Here is a 19,252-nt window from a genome sequence, read left to right on the forward strand (position 1 = left end):
TATCCCTACGGAATTATCCCTACGGAATTATCCCTACGGAATTATCCCTACGGAATTATCCCTACGGAATTATCCCTACGGAATTATCCCTACGGAATTATCCCTACGGAATTATCCTTACGGAATTATCCCTACGGAATTATCCCTACGGAATTATCCTTACGGAATTATCCTTACGGAATTATCCCTACGGAATTATCCCTACGGAATTATCCCTACGGAATTATCCTTACGATCTGAATTGTTGTTACGGTGATTATAAAATCGGCTCGATTTTTTTTCTCAAAACCCTTGACAAATGACGAGACTTGCTTTAGACTTTTTAGATAATGGGAATCCGTGCGAAAATATATATATAGTTTTTGAGCAAAGATAAGAGAGAAAAAAATAGCCTCCAGAACCGGGTTGAGTAGGAATAGGGATAAAGGTATGAAGACAGAAAATTTCTCTCCCCGACAAGCATTAAACAAAGCATTCCTGAGAGTCAAACCGAGTCGTAGTCAGGTAGAGAAGTTTCAAACCCACCTAGGACAACTCTTGGGGAGTATAAACGAGACAGAATCCGAGGAGTTCCACAAAAACCTGCTTGCAGACTTTCTCAAACACAACTACTATAGTCCCCAACATTTCATCAACACCAAGGGAAGGAATGATTTAGTCATCCATAATGGGAAAGAGTCGCGGGATTCCGTGGGGGTGATATTGGAAGTCAAGAAACCCAGCAATAAAAGCGAGATGCTGCGGAGAGACAAACTCAACTGTAAAGCATTACAAGAATTACTCCTCTACTTCCTACGGGAAAGGATAACCGAGAAAAACCTAGAGATAAAACACCTGATTGCTACCAATATATATGAGTGGTTTATCTTTGACGGGAATATCTTCGAGAGACTATTCGCACAAAATCAGGAACTTGTCAGACAGTTTAATGACTTTGAGACGGGGAGACTAACGGGAAAAACCACCGACTTCTTCTACAAACAGATAGGAGAACCCTTCCTTAACTCCATACTCGATTCCCTGACATACACCCATTTTGACTTGCGGGAATACTCCCAAACCATCCGGGAAGACGAACATAACCTTATCAGTCTCTATAAAATCTTTTCTCCCGAACACCTGTTAAAACTCCCCTTTGCGAACGATAGCAACAGTCTCGACAAAAACTTTTATAGTGAACTGCTGCATATCATCGGATTGACAGAGATAAAAGAGGGAGGAAAAAAACTCATCCAACGTCTGCAACCGGCAGCGCGTCAACCCGGTTCGCTGCTAGAGAACGCTATCAGTCAAGTGGAGAGTTTAGATAAAATCTCTCGTTTACCCAATCCCGAGGAATTTGGGGAGACGGAAGAGGAGAGACTATTGAATATCGGTTTAGAGTTGGGGATAACCTGGATAAATAGAATCCTCTTCCTCAAACTATTAGAAGCGCAGATAATTAGGTATCATCGGGGGGATAAATCCCTAGGGTTTCTCAATTTAGGCAAAATTGCCAACTATGACGACTTAAATCGCTTATTTTTCAGCGTTTTGGCCAAAAAACAGACAGAAAGAAGCAAAGACATCCAGAATACCCATACTCAGGTTCCCTATCTCAACAGTTCCCTATTTGAACCCACAGACTTAGAACAATCAACCATAGTCATCAGTAACCTGCGTTCGGAGAATTTAGAGATTTTTGCAGGAACAGTCTTAAAGGATAGTCAGGGGAAAAAGCGAACAGGAGAAATCAACGCTTTAGCATACCTATTCGAGTTTCTCAATGCCTACGATTTTAGCAGCGAAGGTGGGGAAGCGATACAGGAAGACAATAAGACTCTTATCAATGCGTCAGTGTTGGGATTAATCTTCGAGAAAATCAACGGATATAAGGATGGTTCCTTTTTCACCCCCGGTTTCATCACTATGTATATGTGTCGGGAAACGATTCGACGCGCAGTGATAGAGAAATTTAACCAGAGTCAGGGATGGGATTGTCAGACAATCGAGGATGTGTATAACCGCATCAAAGACAAAACGGCAGCCAATGCTATTATCAATAGTCTCAAAATTTGTGATCCTGCGGTGGGTTCGGGACATTTTCTTGTTTCTGCTTTGAACGAGATAATCGCGATTAAGAGTGAGTTACAGATTTTAGTGGATAAAGAGGGGAAAACTCTCAGGGATTATCGGGTTGAGGTGGTGAACGATGAGTTAATCGTCACCGATGATGACGGTAATCTGTTTGAGTATAATCCCCGCAGTCGAGAAAGTCAGCGAGTACAGGAGACTTTATTTCAGGAAAAACAGCGTCTGATTGAGGGGTGTCTCTTTGGAGTTGATATCAATCCCAACTCGGTGAAAATCTGTCGTCTGCGTTTATGGATTGAGTTACTCAAGAATGCTTACTACAAAGCAGATAATGAGTTAGAGACGTTACCGAATATCGATATTAATATCAAGGTTGGCAATTCTCTGATTAGTCGCTTTGGGTTATCCAATGATTTACAAGTCTTTTCCCGCAAAAATCGTTTAAGTATCGAGAGTTATAAGGATGCGGTGAGAGTCTATCGCAACGCGGAGGATAAATCGCAAAAGCGCGAGATGGAGAGATTGATAAGTGAGATTAAGAGTAGTTTTCGTCAGACTTTACAGGGAGATAATCCTCTGAAAAAGCGCTTGCGCGGTTTGGAAACGGATTTATATAGTCTAGAGAATCAAATTTTGTTATTTGAGGAGTCACCCAAGGAAAAGAAAGCGCGGGAAAGGAAGATTAGTCAGTTAAGGAATGAGATTGATAAGTTACGTCCGCAACTAGAGGAGATTGAAAGCGGTAAGATTTATCATAATGCTTTTGAATGGCGCTTCGAGTTCCCCGAAGTTCTAGATGATAAGGGGAATTTTATCGGTTTTGATGTGGTAATTGGCAATCCTCCTTATATCCGACAGGAGGAACTCAAAAATATTAAACCTATCTTGCAGAAAATTTATCAATCCTATACCGGGATTGCCGATTTATTTGTCTATTTCTATGAGCGGGGTTTACAAATACTCAAAACTAAAGGTTATTTAACTTATATCTCCTCAAATAAATATTTTCGTTCGGGATACGGAGAAAAATTAAGACAACTTCTCAGCAATTCGACGAAAATTTTTAATTTAATTGACTTTGGTGATTTTCCCGTCTTTGAAGAAGCTACCGCTTATCCCAGTATTATCGCTTTAAGTAAAGATAAATGGGATGGCAATCAGTTTAAAGCTTTAGCTTGGGATAAACACAGAGATCAAAATATCACCCAGTTTGCCACAATTCTAGAACAAGATTATCTGACCATCACTCAAGCTAATTTATCTGCTGATGGTTGGAAATTAGAATCTTCACAAACTTTAGATTTATTGGCTAAATTGCAAAAAGTCGGTACTCCTTTGGGAGAATATGTAAAAGGTAAATTATATTATGGCATTAAAACAGGTTTAAATGAAGCTTTTGTGATTGATAAAATCACCCGCGATAGATTAATTAGTGAACATCCCTCCTCCGAGGAAGTTATTAAACCTTTTCTACGGGGACGAGATGTAAAAAGATGGCGAATAGATTTCGCAGAACAGTATTTAATTAAAATTGAGTCATCGGAAAATAAAAGTCATCCTTGGTCAGATAAAAGTAAAATAGAAGCAGAAGCAATCTTTGCTCAAACCTATCCCGCAATTTATGCAAGATTTCAAGAATTTCGGGATAAATTAATTAAAAGAGATGATCAAGGTCGCTTTTTTTGGGAATTGCGTTCTTGTAAGTATTGGCAAGAATTTGAACAACCTAAAATTATTTATCCAGATATATATGAGTCCCAAAGTTTTATGATTGAACTGAATAAATTTTATCTAGCTAATACAGTTTATTTTATGCCAATCAATGAATTATGGCTTTGTGGATTACTTAATTCAGTTGTTATAGAGTGGTTCTATTCTTATATTTCTAATAAAGTTCGAGGTGGATATCTAAGAGCTTTTACCGATTATATTAGGCAAATTCCTATCGCTAATGCAACAGAAAACCAAAAACAAGCGATCAAATCTTTAGTTAAACAATGCTTAGAAGCTAAGAGAAAAGAAGTCAAGGAGTTAGAAACAAAAATTAACCAAATAGTATATGAATTGTATGGATTAAGTGAGGAAGAAATCAGGATAATAGAGGGGGAAATAAAATAGATATAAATGTAGCACAGAAAACGGGTTTCTCCGAGAAACCCGTTTTCTACTCATGCACTCATGCAAAAATGGGAATAAATAATCAGTCTTTAATAACCAGATTTAGTATTACCTAGGATTATTAGTATCCTATAATACCAATGCTTAGGAGACTATAAAGAAAATCCCAAGATTGAGCGAGTACCTTGCCGAAAAACGCTATAGTAGAATAAAATGCCTAATTTTTTCAACAAAATTGTTATGATAGTTACCAATAGACAAGAGCTAGAAGAACTGATACAACAGGTAAAAAAAGCTCAACAACAATTTGCCAACTATAACCAAGAACAAGTAGATCTTATCTTCAAAAAAGCCGCATTAGCAGCCAACAACGCTCGCATTCCCCTAGCTAAAATGGCAGTACAAGAGACAGGGATGGGAGTAATAGAAGATAAAGTGATTAAAAACCATTTTGCCTCAGAAATCATCTACAACAAATATAAACACAGCAAAACCTGCGGCATTATCGAAGAAGATAAATCCTTTGGATTGCAAAAAATCGCCGAACCCGTGGGCATTTTAGCGGGGATCGTACCCACCACAAATCCCACCTCCACAGCCATTTTTAAAGCCCTAATTGCCCTGAAAACCCGCAACGGCATCATTTTTTCCCCCCATCCGCGAGCCAAAGACTGCACCATCGCAGCGGCCAAAATAGTCTTAGAAGCGGCCGTCAAAGCAGGCGCACCGGCCGGTATTATTGGTTGGATCGATCAGCCATCGGTGGAACTTTCCCAAGCATTAATGCAACATCCCAGCATTAATTTAATCCTTGCTACCGGCGGTCCCGGTATGGTAAAAGCGGCCTATTCTTCCGGAAGACCTTCCCTAGGAGTCGGTGCCGGCAATACCCCCGCTTTAGTGGACGAAACCGCTCACATAAAAATGGCCGTTTCCTCGATTATTCTCAGTAAAACCTTTGATAACGGCATGATTTGCGCCTCGGAACAATCGGTAATCGTTGTCGATAGCATCTATGAAGAAGTTCGACAGGAATTTATTGCTCGCGGGGCCTATCTTCTTTCCCCCGAAGAAAGGGAAAAAGTCGTCGGGATTCTCCTAAAAGATGGTCATATCAACCCCGATATCGTCGGACAACCGGTAGAAAAATTAGCCACCATGGCTGGAATTTCCGTTCCCGAAGATACCAGGTTACTAATCGGAGAAGTGGAAAATATTGGCTTAGAAGAACCATTTTCCTACGAAAAACTCTCGCCAATTTTAGCCATGTACCGAGCGAAAGACTTTGAAGATGGGGTCAAAAAAGCCGAAAAACTGGTCTTATTTGCCGGTCGAGGTCATACGGCCGTGCTTTATACCGCACCCTCCAATCGGGAACATATTAAGCACTTTCAAGACAACGTACAAACGGCCCGGGTATTAATTAATACCCCTTCCTCCCAGGGTGCAATTGGTGATATCTATAACTTCCGTCTCGATCCTAGTTTAACCCTCGGTTGTGGCACTTGGGGCGGTAATTCCATCAGCGAAAACGTCGAACCTACCCACCTATTAAATATTAAAACCGTAGCCGAGCGCCGGGAAAATATGCTTTGGTTCCGAGTACCACCAAAAGTATATTTTAAATACGGAGCATTACCCGTCGCTATTCGGGAATTAGCCGGCAAAAAACGGGCCTTTATTGTCACCGATAAACCTCTTTTTGACCTAGGAGTTACCGCAGCTTTAGAGGAAGTTTTAGAAGAAATCGGCATCACGATTAATATCTTTTATGATGTGGAACCCGATCCTTCCCTAGAAACCGTCGAACGGGGGTTAAATGTCATTAATACCTTCAATCCCGATGTAATTATCGCTATCGGTGGTGGTTCCCCCATGGATGCCGCTAAAATCATGTGGCTACTCTACGAGCATCCAGAGATAGAATTCGAGAGCTTGGCCATGCGTTTTATGGATATCCGCAAACGAGTCTATGAATTGCCCCCTTTAGGCGAAAAAGCTCTGATGGTGTGTATTCCCACCACTTCGGGAACAGGATCAGAAGTGACTCCCTTCGCCGTCGTGACCGATCGCCGTAATAATATTAAGTATCCTTTGGCAGATTATGCTCTAACTCCCAGCATGGCCATCGTCGATCCGGAATTAGTGCTGAATATGCCGAAAAAATTGACAGCCTACGGCGGAATTGACGCTTTAACTCACGCTCTTGAGGCCTACGTCTCGGTTTTAGCCTCAGAATATACTAATGCTCTTGCTCAAGATGCCATCCGACTGCTGTTTAAATACTTGCCCAGTTCCTATCATAACGGAGCTAAAGACCCGAAAGCGCGGGAAAAAGTCCATTATGCGGCGACAATGGCAGGAATGGCCTTCGCTAATGGCTTTTTAGGCATCTGTCACTCCATGGCCCACCAATTGGGGGCAATTTTCCACATTCCCCACGGTCTAGCCAATGCCTTGATGATTTCCCACGTCATCCTCTATAATGCCACCGATGCCCCCTTTAAACAGGCGACCTTCTCTCAGTACAAATATCCTAACGTGAAGTGGCGCTATGCCAGGATCGCTCATTCCTTGGGATTGGGAGGAGAAAGCGAGACCGAAAGTGTGGAAAGATTGGTATTAGCGATCGAATGTTTAAAACGGGAAATCGGTATTCCAGCCAGTATTAAAGAGGTAATTCCCGAAAGTGAAGCCGAATTTATGGCCAAATTAGACCATTTAGCTGAACAAGCTTTCGATGATCAGTGTACCGGAGCCAATCCCCGTTATCCCCTGATTGAGGACTTAAAAACCCTGTTAATCCAAGCTTATCACGGCAATTTGCCCCTAGAGGTGGCGGTAAATGGTCACGGTGATGTCAGTCTTGCCGATTTGAAGTTAGATCCGCAACCCTTGAGCTTGTAGGGATAGATTTTGCCTTTGATCCCCCCTACCCCCTGTAGGGTTGATTCATGAATCAACCCTACCCTTAATCAACCCTACCCCCCTTAATCAGGGGATATCCCCCCTACCCCCCTTAATAAGGGGGGTTTTGAGAGTTTTTAACACCTACCTACTTAGGGTTTGCTGAATAAATGTGAAATGTAGGCAAAGTAAGGGTTTTGGGGCTTTTCTCGCGAAACAGGTGCAAGATTTTGAGAGAATCGTCGTTCAAAACCTTGCATCTTCATCGGCCCGCGTCCTGTAGGGGCGAAGCATTCGGGCAATAACCTATCGGTGAAACCGTAGATTTTCTATCCGAATGCTTCGCCCGTACTTTTTCAGCAAACCCTACTTAGCCACTGCTAAAAATTATCTTTTTTCCCCCGCAGCCGTGCAAACACTTGTACTGGTTCGCTGCTATCCATGGTCATGGCCAAAGCGGGACTATCCCAACGCAAAAAAGGATTAGTCAGCTTTTCCGTCCCCAAAATTGCCGGAATCGTGGGAATATCTTCAGCGCGATTTTTCTCCACTTCCCGATAACGCTGTTGCAGAGCAGCATTATTAGGGTCAACTGTCAAGGCAAACTTTAAATTATTTAACGTATATTCGTGAGCGCACCAAACCCTGGTCTGGTCAGGCAGCGATCGCAATTTAGTTAAAGAAGCCACCATTTGGCCCGGTGTTCCCTCAAATAAACGACCACAACCCCCGGAAAACAGGGTATCACCACAGAATAACTCGCCGTAATCTCCGGGGTTAACCGGGGGAAAATAATAGGCAATATGGCCGCGAGTGTGGCCGGGGACAAAGAAAACCTCGGCCCGGCGACCGGCAAATTCCACCCGGTCCCCCTCCTCTAAAAACAGCTGCTGGCCCGGAATGCGACCGCGATCCTCCTTTCCTCCATAAACACAAAGATGGGGATAACGATTAATTAAAGCCTGATTAGCCCCCACATGGTCGCCGTGGTGATGGGTATTGAAAATAGCGACTAAATCCACCTGTAAAGCCTCTAATCGCCTGAAAACCGGTTCAGGTTCCGCCGGATCCACCACGGCCGCGATTTTTTGCGCTCGATCGTAGAGGAGGAAAATATAATTATCGGAAAGGGCGTTAAGACGTTCGATCTCCATGGTAGAATCTTGGGCTAAGGTTTAACTCGATCATACCTATAGCAGCATCTTTCAGAAATCAGGCTAGAAGCCTCAACCACTGGGACAAAATCTTAAATATGGCCGATGTAGAATAATAACTATAATAAAAGTGTCATAAAAAAGCAGTGAATTTATAGTAGTTATGACGATCAAATTTCGGTTTCATCCAGAGAAAGCAGTTGAAGCCGCTGCTATACTCTTAAAGCTGCACGGCAAACCGATGAAGTATTTAGGGTTGCTGAAAATGCTCTATATAGCTGACCGTCTTGCTTTAAAAACCATGGATCAACCAATTACTGGGGATAGATATGTATCAATGGATTATGGACCGGTTCTCAGTGGTGTTTATGATTTGATTAAAGGACAGCCCGTGGACTCTGCTTTACCCCTGTGGTCGAAATATATTTCTCCCCGGGATTCTAATTATGTTGACCTGCTGCAATATCCCGGCAATGAAGAACTCTGTGAAGAAGAAGAAATGATTCTTAAACAGGTTTACAAGACTTTTGGCCATCTCAATCCCTTTCTTGTAGCCGAATGGACTCACGATCTACCAGAATGGAAGGATCCCCATGGTTCGGCTATTCCAATTTTAGTAGAGGATGTTTTGCGATCTATGGGTAAAACGGAGGAGGAAATCGAAGATATTAGCCAAGAAGCCCAGCGAGAAGCCTATTTAGATGGAGCTTTACATGGCTAGTCTGGTAGTCAAGCTGGGGGATGCCTTTTTAATCGATACACCCCCTAATAAGCAACATCTCTATATTGCGATCGCAAAGACTTCTGAAAATAGATATTTATTTGTCAATGTTACAACTCGAAGAAGCAGTTCGGAAGCTACTTGTGTGCTTTTGCCCGGCCTTGGTGTCCCGAATTTTATCGTCTGTGAATCCGTGATTGCCTATCAATTTGCCCGGGAGATGGATGCCACGGAATTAGCCAGTTTAATCACTGCGGGTAGTCCGATTCCAAAAGGCTCCTGTTCAGCCACAATTCTCGCACAGATTCAGCAAGGTGGTCTAGTTTCTCCACGACTGAAAAACAAGTACAAAATTGCTCTTAGAGCTTTCTTAGATACATAGCTTCAGCCGTTTTCTGGTTAGCAACTTTTTGTCCCCTAACTCCCCGCAGCACAGGAATCGGCGAAAATTACGCAGGGAATCCCCACATGACTAATGGGAACAATATCGGGTTCTGTGGGGGGAAATAAAGCGACAACGTGGGGAACGGGACGGGGAGTATAATGCACTTGCGATTGGCCCTGATAAGCGAGGGAGGTACTTGCTCCTGAATCCAACATCACCGCCTCCCGAAAACCTGCCTGTACTAATAATTCTCCCAAAGCCATCGAATCGATTGGCTCTCTGGAAACCCCGATTACTGGCTGTCCTGCCTGATTAATCCCCCAAAAAGCCCGGTGACGCAGGGCATCAAAACCGTAAAGTGTACCAAAGGACTCTCGCGATTGTGGTTGTCCATCTTTGACTAACCAAGCGGCCGCGACAAAAGCATCCGTAACCTTGAGATCATCTCCGGCCTCGGCTGCAATTCCTTCTAGGGTATTATGACGGGCAGGATCAAAGGGAAGATAACGCACCCATTGATCGGTAATGATTACTAAAGGACGACCCTCTAACTTGCCGATTTCTCCCTCATATCCCGGGATAAAGCCGCCATTTTCGCTTAAAACCGGCCCGATCATCTGATTTGAGTCCAATTCCTTGAGAGAGAAAAAACCGCCATCTACAGCCGCGACTGCTTCTGTGCCAGCGATAATTTCCTCCACTTGATAGCGACTATCAGCGTGGATAGTTTTGGGAATACCGCCACTAATCAGAACAAGTGTATTACTTGGGAACTCCACTTCCCGTTTTTCGATGGTGGTGGCAAAGTTAAAACCCCCATCGGTACGGGGTAAGGGATCACCCCCCCAAGCTTGCGGGACAATTTCTCGCGTGCGCGATTGTCCAAAGCGTCCAATAGTGAGTAAATTGGGGGATTGTCCCGCAAAATGCTCATCGAGGTCATTCATCGATAAAGCCGCCCGATAACCCGCTTTTTTGACGAATTCCTTCACTCGATCATCCGCCTTCCCTTCCGGATAGGTGAAATAATTAATCGGAATACCCAATTCTTTTTCTAAGATTTGTTTCGATTGCTTGACTTCTTGCTCCAAATCTGCATCGGACAATAACCTTAAATCCCGGGGATGACTAACACTATGGGAGACAATTTGTACTAGAGGATCGGCGGCCATTTCCCGGAGTTGTTGCCAAGTGACACTGGTTCTGCCAGTTTTTTGAGCCATTTTATTGATATAAATCGAGAAAACGGCGGGATAGTTATATTTTCTCAATAAAGGATAGACATACTGGTAATGTCCCCCATAACCATCATCAAAAGTCAATAAAACCGGTTTAGCGGGAAGGGGGATACCTGTCCGCAGATGGGAAATTAACCAATCGATACTGATAGGAGTTGCCCCGATTTCCTGCAAAAATTGAAAATGTGCCTCTAATTCGTCTGGAGTAACGTCAAAGAATACCTCTTTTTCCGGTAAAATGTCGTGATACATTAAAATCGGTACTTTTGTCTCTTGAGCGCGGGGATGAATTTCCGGCCAGGGTGCTAATTCGATCGCTGTTGCCGAGTTATTTTGCCAATTATCGAGACTAATATCGTTTTTTTGGAGAGATAGGGGAACAATCACGCGATCAGAGAGGTTTTTATAGGTTTTACAATCAAAAATTCTCGATATATCCTTAAAAGAACTATTTTCTAGAACATAATCCGCGCATTCCGGCTGAAACTCCCTAAAAGGTGCGGGGAGAGAATCACCCCCCACCAGAGCATTAGAACGAGGATAGAGAGAAATTGTCCAAATAATCAGACAAGTGACGATAAATGCCAAAAATCCGTATAGGGGAAGGAAAGAAAAGGAAGATTTTTGCCGAGCTTGCCAACGCATAAGATCAAGTAATAAAGTGAAAAGTAAAAAGTAAAAAGTAAAAAGCAGATAGGCCCTGAGTTACCGAAAAAACTGCCTTTTATCTAGATTTTTGGCTTTTGTTTTCTCGTCAGCAAAGCCCACTGATTACAAGCTGAGTTTCCCTGTAATCCGTTCCCTTGTCAAGTTTTCTAGAACACCCTCATCAGTGAGCAGTTATCAGTTATCAGTTATCAGTGAGCAGATTTGAGTTTTCAGTGGACAGTGGTAATCAGTGAGCAGTTGTCAATAGACTACCTTTATTGATTCTCCCCATTTCCCCATTTCCCCATCACCCTACACCCCACACCCCACACCCCACACCCTACACCCCGCTATGTTCACGGGGATTAGGCTGGTAAAGCGTGACACAAAACTGCTAGAGTTAGCAAAGACGAGTATATAAACTTTACAGATATTGTATGAGAGTTTTGGTTATTGGCGGAGACGGCTATTGTGGTTGGGCAACGGCACTCCATCTATCAAATAGAGGTTACGAAGTAGGCATACTTGATAGTTTAGTTCGTCGCTATTGGGACTTACAATTAGGCTGCGATACCTTAACACCGATCGCACCCATATCTCATCGGATTCAACGCTGGCAAGATCTGACGGGAAAATCGCTCGATCTTTTTGTCGGGGATATCAATAACTACGACTTTTTAATTCAATCCCTGCGACAGTTTCAACCGGATGCGATTGTTCACTTCGGAGAACAGAGATCTGCACCCTTCTCCATGATCGATCGCGAACACGCAGTTTTAACCCAAGTTAATAACGTTGTTGGCAATTTAAACATCCTCTACGCGATGAAAGAGGAATTTACCGACGCACACCTAGTGAAACTGGGAACTATGGGTGAGTATGGGACACCGAATATAGATATTGAAGAAGGCTACATCACGATCGAACATAACGGTCGTAAGGATACTTTACCCTATCCCAAACAGCCGGGTAGTATGTACCATCTCAGCAAAGTCCACGATAGCCATAATATCCATTTTGCCTGTCGGATGTGGGGTTTAAAAGCCACAGATCTCAATCAAGGGGTGGTTTATGGAGTCCTCACCGAAGAAACGGGAATGGATGAGATGTTGATTAACCGTCTCGATTACGATGGGGTTTTTGGTACTGCTTTAAACCGTTTTTGTATTCAAGCGGCGATCGGTCATCCCCTGACAGTGTACGGTAAAGGTGGTCAAACGCGAGGATTTTTAGATATCCGCGACACCGTGCGTTGTTTGGAATTAGCGATCGCTAATCCCGCTCAATCGGGAGAATTCCGCGTCTTTAACCAATTTACCGAACTGTTCAGTGTCGGTGACTTGGCACTGATGGTTAAAAAAGCTGGTTCAGCGTTAGGGTTAAATGTGGAGATTAACAATCTTGACAACCCGCGCATCGAGTTAGAGGAACATTATTTCAAGGCTAAAAACACGAAATTACTCGATCTAGGCCTACAACCTCACTATCTCTCCGATTCTCTCCTCGATTCCCTCTTAAACTTCGCCACCAAGTATAAAAATCGGGTAGATATGAATCATATCCTACCAAAAGTCACTTGGAAACGATAATTTATCAGTAAATGATAAGTTGAGGATGGGGTAGTAACCCATCCTTTGCGTTTTTCTAATGTATCGGCATCAAACTCGATCGCCAGTTAAAGTTCCTTAATCCGAACTGATGGGAATTATTGTCGTCCGCAATTGCGGGAATTAGGGCAACGTTCCTGCATTAATTGGGAAAATTCCGTTCTTTGAGCGGGAGTTAACACTTGACGAATTTCCAAAAAACTCTCAAATTGCAGGTTACTGATTTCTTGGCGATTCCGAGAGATTTGCTGATGTTTAGAACGGATATCTCGATCGGAGGCATTATTCGATAATAAACTATTTAATTCTTGTTCGTTGCTTCTCAGGGTTTCTCGCAACTTTTTCGTTTTTTCCTGATATTTCTGACGAATAGCGGCAATTTTCGACTTTTGGTCATCGGTAAGGTTTAATTGTTCGATTAGTCTTTCTCTAGAATTATTGACTCGACGACTCTCAGGACGCTGGGGAGAGCTAGTTTGAGCGATAAATAGACGATCTTGGGAATAGGATAGCACAGTGGCAGTTGGGACTAGGTTAGCGGCCAGAGTTAAAGCCATGGTCGTGCCGAGAATCGAGAGAGTAGAAAGAGACATAATTGACCTCGACAAAGAAATTAAGGATTATAGGTAGAATAGGTGAGTTGAGGCTCGTTTAAGCTCATCCAAGGGGAACTATAAACGCTAGGAGCAGCAATCGGTGGAGCGATGCTATGGTTCCAACTCTCCACTAAAAAAGCTTCTAACTCCTCGTCAGAAATTTGGCTCAGTTGTGGATGAGGATCAGACCAACGATAGGAAGCAACAATCAGCACAGATAAGGCAGTAATACCAGTTATCAACCCCAATAAAGGCAGCAATTTTGGGGAATTTACTGGCTTTTCTTCCCTAATCATTTGCATTAACTGTTCTTCTTCATCTATCGGTCGAGGTGGCAGCGATGGACGATAGCGACGCAGAAAATTAACCACTTTGTCATCTTCTGGGGACATTAGAGAACTCCTTGTTTTTGCAAAAATTGACCCATGGTTTTACGCGCATAATGAAGACGTGATTTCACCGTACCGAGGGGAATTTCTAAGATTTGGGCGATTTCCTTTTGGGGTAAGTCCTCTAGATCGTGAAGGACAAGGACAGCGCGATGTTCTAAACTGAGAATTTCTAACCCTTGTCGGACCACCTCCTCATAATGCAATTGCATCAAATCGGGACTATCTTGGGGACGGGATTCGCTATCAAGGGAGTTTTCCTCATCAGTGCTTTTGGCCATCCTCATTTGTCTTTTGGCTAATTGTCGCCGACCATCGATGGCCACATTCCAGGTGATCCGATAAACCCAAGTGGAAAAGTATTCAGGTGAACGCAATTTCGGCAACCCGCGCCACAGTCTTAAAAATACCTCTTGGACAAAATCCTCTAGGAATTCCCTTCCACAGAGTTGATAGAGAGTAGAGCGGATTTTTGGTTGATAAAGACGGTAAAGGTGACGAAAAGCACCCCGATCACCCCTTTGACATTTTAAGATTAACTCTCGATCGCTCACACTTGTTTGCTTATCGGTTATCACCTCGATCATTCCCCTCACCCCTAGCTACTTGTCTGTTTAGACTAGGGGATGCCAAGAATGGTTCATAACCAGTGATCAGTTATCAGTGATTCAGTGATTCAGTGATTCAGTGAATCACTGATCAGTAATCAGCTTTTTTCTTCCTGCTCCCCTTCTCCCCTCTCCCTTCTCCCCACACCCCACACCCCACACCCCACTTCCCATCACCGAGGGAGTAATTGTTGATAGAAATCCAATTGTTTTTGAGCGAGGGCTTTATTAGTATAATTGGTCATTACCCTCTGATAACCCCTCTGGCCTAATTCTTGAGCGAAGCTGGGATTATCTAAGAGAGTTTGTATAGATTTAGCCAGTGCCTCCCCATCTTTTTCGGGAAAAATTAAACCCGTATCAGCAATAACAAAGGGGATTTCTCCCGAATCAGAACCAATAACAGGAACCTGACAGGCCATAGCTTCAATTAAGACATGACCGAATTGTTCTTTCCAACCAACGGCAGTTAAGGTTTTGACCTGATAGGTGATTTCTGAAGGCAAAACTAAAGTGTTCATCAGGTTAATATAATTAACTACTTGATCGTGGGGAACACTTTCCACTATCATCAAGCGGTCGCTTATTCCTGCGGCTGTAGCTTCGCTGACTATTTTATCTTTCAGGATGCCCCGACCTAACAGTAATAATTTCCACTTACCTGTTAATTTAGCTACAGCTTTAATCAGCGTTAGAATGCCTTTCTCTTCCACAAAACGACCGACAAAACCAATCACAAATTCATCGCTTTCAATGCCTAAAGATCGGGCTAAATCGGGTTGCTTGTCAGGGGAAAAAAGGACTTCATCCACTCCTAATTGCGGTAAAACTGTGTATTTACCCCTGTAACCCCGTTCTTTTAAAACATCTACTCCGTCCTGATTACCGGCGATTAAACCATCGGTATTTTTCAGGTTATAAGCTTCTAACCAAGAGATGGGAAATTTAGGAGTATAGGGAAGATTCCACCAAGTAAAAAATACATTTTTAGCCTGGAGATTTAAGAGACGATTCAGAGTAATAAATTGAGCATAAGCGAGAGATTTAGAACCCTGTTCCACTTGAATAATATCGGGTCTAAATTTCTGCAATAAAGGAATTATATCAGCACCAAAAGTTAATAAAGCTTGGTTATTCTGGCTAAAATTAGAGATAGGAATGACTCGGAAATTGTCGGCTATTTTCGGTTGACTTTCAATGATTTTATTTTGGACTCCTCCCGGTTGCCAACGTTGGGGAACAACAATAGTAACTTCAATATTGGGATTTAATCTTGTCAGGGCGCGCAGTTTCTCACAGTTGAGATCAACTATATAGGTATGACTAGCGACTAAAATTCTCATAGATTATCTAGTTTTGTATAAATTTGGCCATCATTCCAGAGGGACTTTACTTGAGTTTTCAGAGCATCAAGAAAACCTAAACTATAAAAAATTCCCCTAGAGAGTATTTTAATCGGGGAACCACCTTTATTACAGGGAGGATTGCCAAGAACGTGACAATCAAATAATTTAGCGTAGAGTCGCAATTGTTGAGCGGGAGTGAGATTTTTCAGGGCCATCAGAAAGTGATTATGATAAAAAGTCGTCTGATAACTCAAAGAACGAGTGCTAATATCATGACAGCCGCCGGTTTCTTCGCCTAAATGAACCAGATAAGCGGTGGGATCGTACCAGACATGATAGGGAGTCTGGCGTAACCTTAAGCAAAAATCCGATTCCTCGCGCACGGCACTGCCACGAAAGCGTTCATCGAACCAAATGCCGTATTTCGTAAATATATCCTTCCGGAAAGACATATTACAGCCCCGGGCCGAGATTACCTGCTGGGGTTTAGTGGTGTGGACAAGATCGATGTAATACCAAGCAATGCCCGGATCCATGGCTTGGGGAGGTAAAAAGTCGATTTCGTAGGGTTTGCTGGCATCTGTCACCATTTTTTGGGAGTCACCCAATTTCATGCGATCAAATACCCGACCCGCCACTACACCTATCTCAGGGTTCTTGACAAAATTCTCACTATGTGCTTTGAGATAATTATCCGGTAGCCGCACATCATCATCGATAAAAAGAACGATATCGCCCTGGGCGCGACGGACTCCATAATTTCTCGCACCGGGTAAACTCGCCCAATCCAGCCGATACCAGCTAATTTTGTGCTGATCGGCCAGATTTTCTAGATAGGATTGTATGGCGGGGCTGTGGGTAGCGGTCTGGTCGATAACTAATACCTCAAAATCGGGATAATCTTGTTTGAGTAGGTCATCGAGCGTATCTTTAAGAGGCTCTTCGCGTCGATAGGTGGGTATGATGACAGAAATCGAGGGAAAATTCATAGCAGTAATCAGTAATCAGTAATCAGTAATCAGTAATCAGTAAAAAGACAGTAGAAAACTTCTATTTAGGGTTTGCGGCAAAAAGTTTGTTGGTGGGGTTAGGAGTCAGGAGTCAGGAGTCTCCGAGTCAGGAGTCGGGAGTTTCAGGCTTTGTTGCCCTTTCTTTTTGTACCAGCTTATGTACTACAATAAGGATAATGCAAGGTTTTTGAAGGTCTCAATCCGATTTTCGCAGCATGAACATCGGATTTTAACAGGTCAAAAGCCTTATTTTAAAAGGGTTTTACCATTATTCAGCAACCCCTATTTAATACTGCACACTTAAAAACTCAAATCTGATAACTGAAAACTCACATCTGATAACTGATAACTGATAACTGAAATCCCTAAAACCCAACACCCATATTTCAAGCCAAAGAAACACCTTTGCGTTTAAAATTTAAGCTCTTTTTGGAGGATTTTGTGGCGGTTTCCCCCGCCAGGATTTTGGCTTCTTTTTCCTGTTTTTCGATCACGGGTAATTTAAAAATTACGCCCGCAAATATCCAGTAATAAACGCCCACAGGATCCGTATCGAGGGCATACCAATAGGGAAGATAGGCAACAAAGAGCAGCAAAACCCAATAACTACCGGCAAAACCTCGCAGAGTCGGATCTTTGAGGGAACGATAGGTGCGGAAGGCCAGATAAACTAGATGGGTCATGAATATCATGTACAAGGTAAAACCAATGTATCCCAACTCGAATAAAACTTTACTATGATAGGTTTCCACAAAGGAAATATCACCGAAAACCCTAGCAGAAGCTGTGGCCACACCAAGTCCACGACCTAAAATACCGCCCTGATTACGGATAGCAAAATCCAACTGTTCTTGAATAAAAAGGGTGGGGGGAGCCTGTCGCCAACGGCCGATGGCACTATCGTAGCGTTGTTGGACAAAATCGGGGTTAAGGAAAGAAAAACCGATAGCTAGAAGTAAAGTGGCGGCAAAAATGATCGGCAAAAATCGTTTTAAGTTAGCGATTTGTCCCGTAAGAATCGTCATCAGACCAATAATCATCGGTACAGCAAAGAAAGCTAATCTTTGCCCAGAGATCACTGCATTAATAAAAACTAGGGTTAAACCCACAAGGGCTGCTAGTCGCCATTTTTGGGAAGTTTCACTAAAGGCACTGGCATAACAAATTACGGCACTAGAGACCAAAAACCAAGCCCAGTGCCAGGGAGAAACAAAGGTACCCGGTAGGCGGATCATATTCACTTCCGGACTATACACTAATGCCCCACCAACCAAACACCTTGCCCCTAAGGTGGCTTTGAATAGTGCATCAGCGACAAAGCCGCGAGTTCCTACACAACGACCGGTTTTCAGCATCCAGTATTGCATTAGTCCTAGGACACAACAAATAATTACTAAAGTCACTAAAAGACGACCAAAAAATAATAGGGTGGGTTTGTCTTTGATTAAGTAATAAGTGCAGAAGATCAAGGGGACATAACCTAGCAAAACTTTAAACCCTAATAGTCCTTGCAGAAAAGTCTCACTTGTCCGACAGGGAACTCCCTGCAAACGGCCATCCCTAAAGATACTCATCCCAGCCACGGAATCGCAAGTAGGCAGAAATTGTCTCTGTAAATTGACGGCTAATAGACAGACTACACAGAAAACAAAGATTAATAATAGAGTTGTGCCTAATTGTTTCGGGACAATAATCGGTAATTGCTTTTTTCGACATTCTAAAACTAAGGCGATTAAAGCGGGTAGATAAAATATATCTTTACTGATCTGGAGGATGGGACTACCTCCCAACCAATAGATAATAGTGCCAGTGAAGGGTAGATAGATAATAAATGCCCAAAGAGCCATGCGAGGATAGCTAAAGGAGAAAACTCCTAAAATTAAGGCTAAACTTACTGCAGCTCCTATGTTGGCATCAAATAATAAGCTGAGGGGTAATCCGAGCAAAATTGCTACACAAATGGCAAAAATAATCAACCCCGTTAACTTTTGTTTCTTTTGCCTTTCTTCTTTTTTGAGGGCAAGTTTCTCTTTGATGTTAAGCGGGGGACTATCAGCTTTTGTTTGGCCCTGTTTATGCTTTTTTTTCTGGCGATCGATACTTAGTCCGGTCATCGAAAAACTGGGTCTGAAACCCGCCCTTTAGCGATAACGGAGGGCGGCTTTATATAAGTTAGCGAGAAACAATTAAACCGTTAGAACGACGAATTAACTGAATCTTGCTAACCGCTATCTGTCCCAATCGTTTCCAATTGGCATCGCTTACAGATAACTGTTTTTCGGTATCTCCACTAACATAACCAATTCCTTTAGGAGAAGAAACTAAATCTCCTTTACGGAACCCATGTCTTGTGGTAGAGCCACCATATTTACGTCGTTTACCACCTTTAGAAAAAACCATCAGGTGAAGTTGACGACGACTAATAGGAGGACGTTTGATGACAGCAAAGGGA

The 19,252-nt window shown here is 42.9% G+C and carries 14 protein-coding genes and 1 pseudogene; 6 read left to right on the forward strand and 9 right to left on the reverse strand.

The genetic code is table 11. The features are described from left to right. The 3 genes from IM456_RS08565 to adhE all read left to right on the forward strand — a co-directional run. Positions 1–302: hypothetical protein (locus IM456_RS08565; RefSeq protein ID WP_287712767.1), on the forward strand; the 302-nt coding region annotated here is incomplete at its 5' end. Between the two features lie 127 nt (positions 303–429). Further along, entirely contained in the window at positions 430–4,191 is a 3,762-nt protein-coding gene (locus tag IM456_RS08570) for a class I SAM-dependent DNA methyltransferase (protein ID WP_287694830.1), read from the forward strand. Positions 4,192–4,431: 240 nt separating this feature from the next. After that, positions 4,432–7,098, forward strand: a complete 2,667-nt coding sequence (gene adhE / locus IM456_RS08575) for a bifunctional acetaldehyde-CoA/alcohol dehydrogenase (protein WP_287694832.1) — start codon at positions 4,432–4,434, stop codon at positions 7,096–7,098. Between the two features lie 380 nt (positions 7,099–7,478). Here adhE and gloB read toward each other — a convergent pair whose 3' ends face one another. Then, entirely contained in the window at positions 7,479–8,252 is a 774-nt protein-coding gene (gene gloB / locus IM456_RS08580; RefSeq protein WP_149985607.1) for a hydroxyacylglutathione hydrolase, read from the reverse strand. A 163-nt stretch (positions 8,253–8,415) separates the two neighbouring features. Here gloB and IM456_RS08585 point away from each other — a divergent pair, with 163 nt between their 5' ends. Beyond that, positions 8,416–8,973, forward strand: coding sequence for a Panacea domain-containing protein (locus IM456_RS08585; protein WP_008200530.1), 558 nt, complete (start codon positions 8,416–8,418; stop codon positions 8,971–8,973). After that, entirely contained in the window at positions 8,966–9,355 is a 390-nt protein-coding gene (locus IM456_RS08590; RefSeq protein WP_002803334.1) for a hypothetical protein, read from the forward strand. The genes IM456_RS08585 and IM456_RS08590 overlap by 8 nt, the downstream gene beginning before the upstream one ends. A 35-nt stretch (positions 9,356–9,390) precedes the next feature. On the opposite strand, the gene IM456_RS08595 is transcribed toward IM456_RS08590, so the two are convergent. Then, the gene (locus tag IM456_RS08595; RefSeq protein WP_287694836.1) at positions 9,391–11,241 is read right to left on the reverse strand and encodes a polysaccharide deacetylase family protein; all 1,851 of its coding nucleotides are present in this window, start codon (positions 11,239–11,241) and stop codon (positions 9,391–9,393) included. A gap of 440 nt (positions 11,242–11,681) precedes the next feature. On the opposite strand from IM456_RS08595, the gene IM456_RS08600 reads away from it, so the two are divergent. After that, positions 11,682–12,833, forward strand: coding sequence for an NAD-dependent epimerase/dehydratase family protein (locus tag IM456_RS08600; protein WP_149985609.1), 1,152 nt, complete (start codon positions 11,682–11,684; stop codon positions 12,831–12,833). Between the two features lie 116 nt (positions 12,834–12,949). Here IM456_RS08600 and IM456_RS08605 read toward each other — a convergent pair whose 3' ends face one another. From IM456_RS08605 to IM456_RS08635, 7 genes and pseudogenes are all read right to left on the reverse strand, one after another. Beyond that, positions 12,950–13,444, reverse strand: a complete 495-nt coding sequence (locus IM456_RS08605; protein WP_149985610.1) for a Spy/CpxP family protein refolding chaperone — start codon at positions 13,442–13,444, stop codon at positions 12,950–12,952. Positions 13,445–13,464: 20 nt separating this feature from the next. Next, entirely contained in the window at positions 13,465–13,839 is a 375-nt protein-coding gene (locus IM456_RS08610; RefSeq protein WP_149985611.1) for a hypothetical protein, read from the reverse strand. After that, positions 13,839–14,423, reverse strand: a complete 585-nt coding sequence (locus IM456_RS08615) for a sigma-70 family RNA polymerase sigma factor (RefSeq protein WP_149985612.1) — start codon at positions 14,421–14,423, stop codon at positions 13,839–13,841. Before IM456_RS08615 ends, IM456_RS08610 begins: the two co-directional genes overlap by 1 nt. Positions 14,424–14,617: 194 nt before the next feature. Beyond that, positions 14,618–15,787, reverse strand: a complete 1,170-nt coding sequence (gene hpsO / locus IM456_RS08620) for a hormogonium polysaccharide biosynthesis glycosyltransferase HpsO (protein WP_149985613.1) — start codon at positions 15,785–15,787, stop codon at positions 14,618–14,620. After that, positions 15,784–16,779, reverse strand: coding sequence for a hormogonium polysaccharide biosynthesis glycosyltransferase HpsN (gene hpsN, locus IM456_RS08625; RefSeq protein ID WP_149985614.1), 996 nt, complete (start codon positions 16,777–16,779; stop codon positions 15,784–15,786). The genes hpsO and hpsN overlap by 4 nt, the downstream gene beginning before the upstream one ends. A 407-nt stretch (positions 16,780–17,186) precedes the next feature. Next, the gene (gene hpsL, locus IM456_RS08630) at positions 17,187–18,914 is read right to left on the reverse strand and encodes a hormogonium polysaccharide biosynthesis protein HpsL (protein ID WP_287694841.1); all 1,728 of its coding nucleotides are present in this window, start codon (positions 18,912–18,914) and stop codon (positions 17,187–17,189) included. Positions 18,915–18,972: 58 nt separating this feature from the next. Then, positions 18,973–19,252: pseudogene (locus tag IM456_RS08635) on the reverse strand (RRXRR domain-containing protein); the annotation flags it as partial.

Origin of the sequence: Microcystis sp. M079S1, assembly GCF_020246425.1 — a bacterium.
Taxonomy (GTDB): Bacteria; Cyanobacteriota; Cyanobacteriia; order Cyanobacteriales; family Microcystaceae; genus Microcystis; species Microcystis aeruginosa.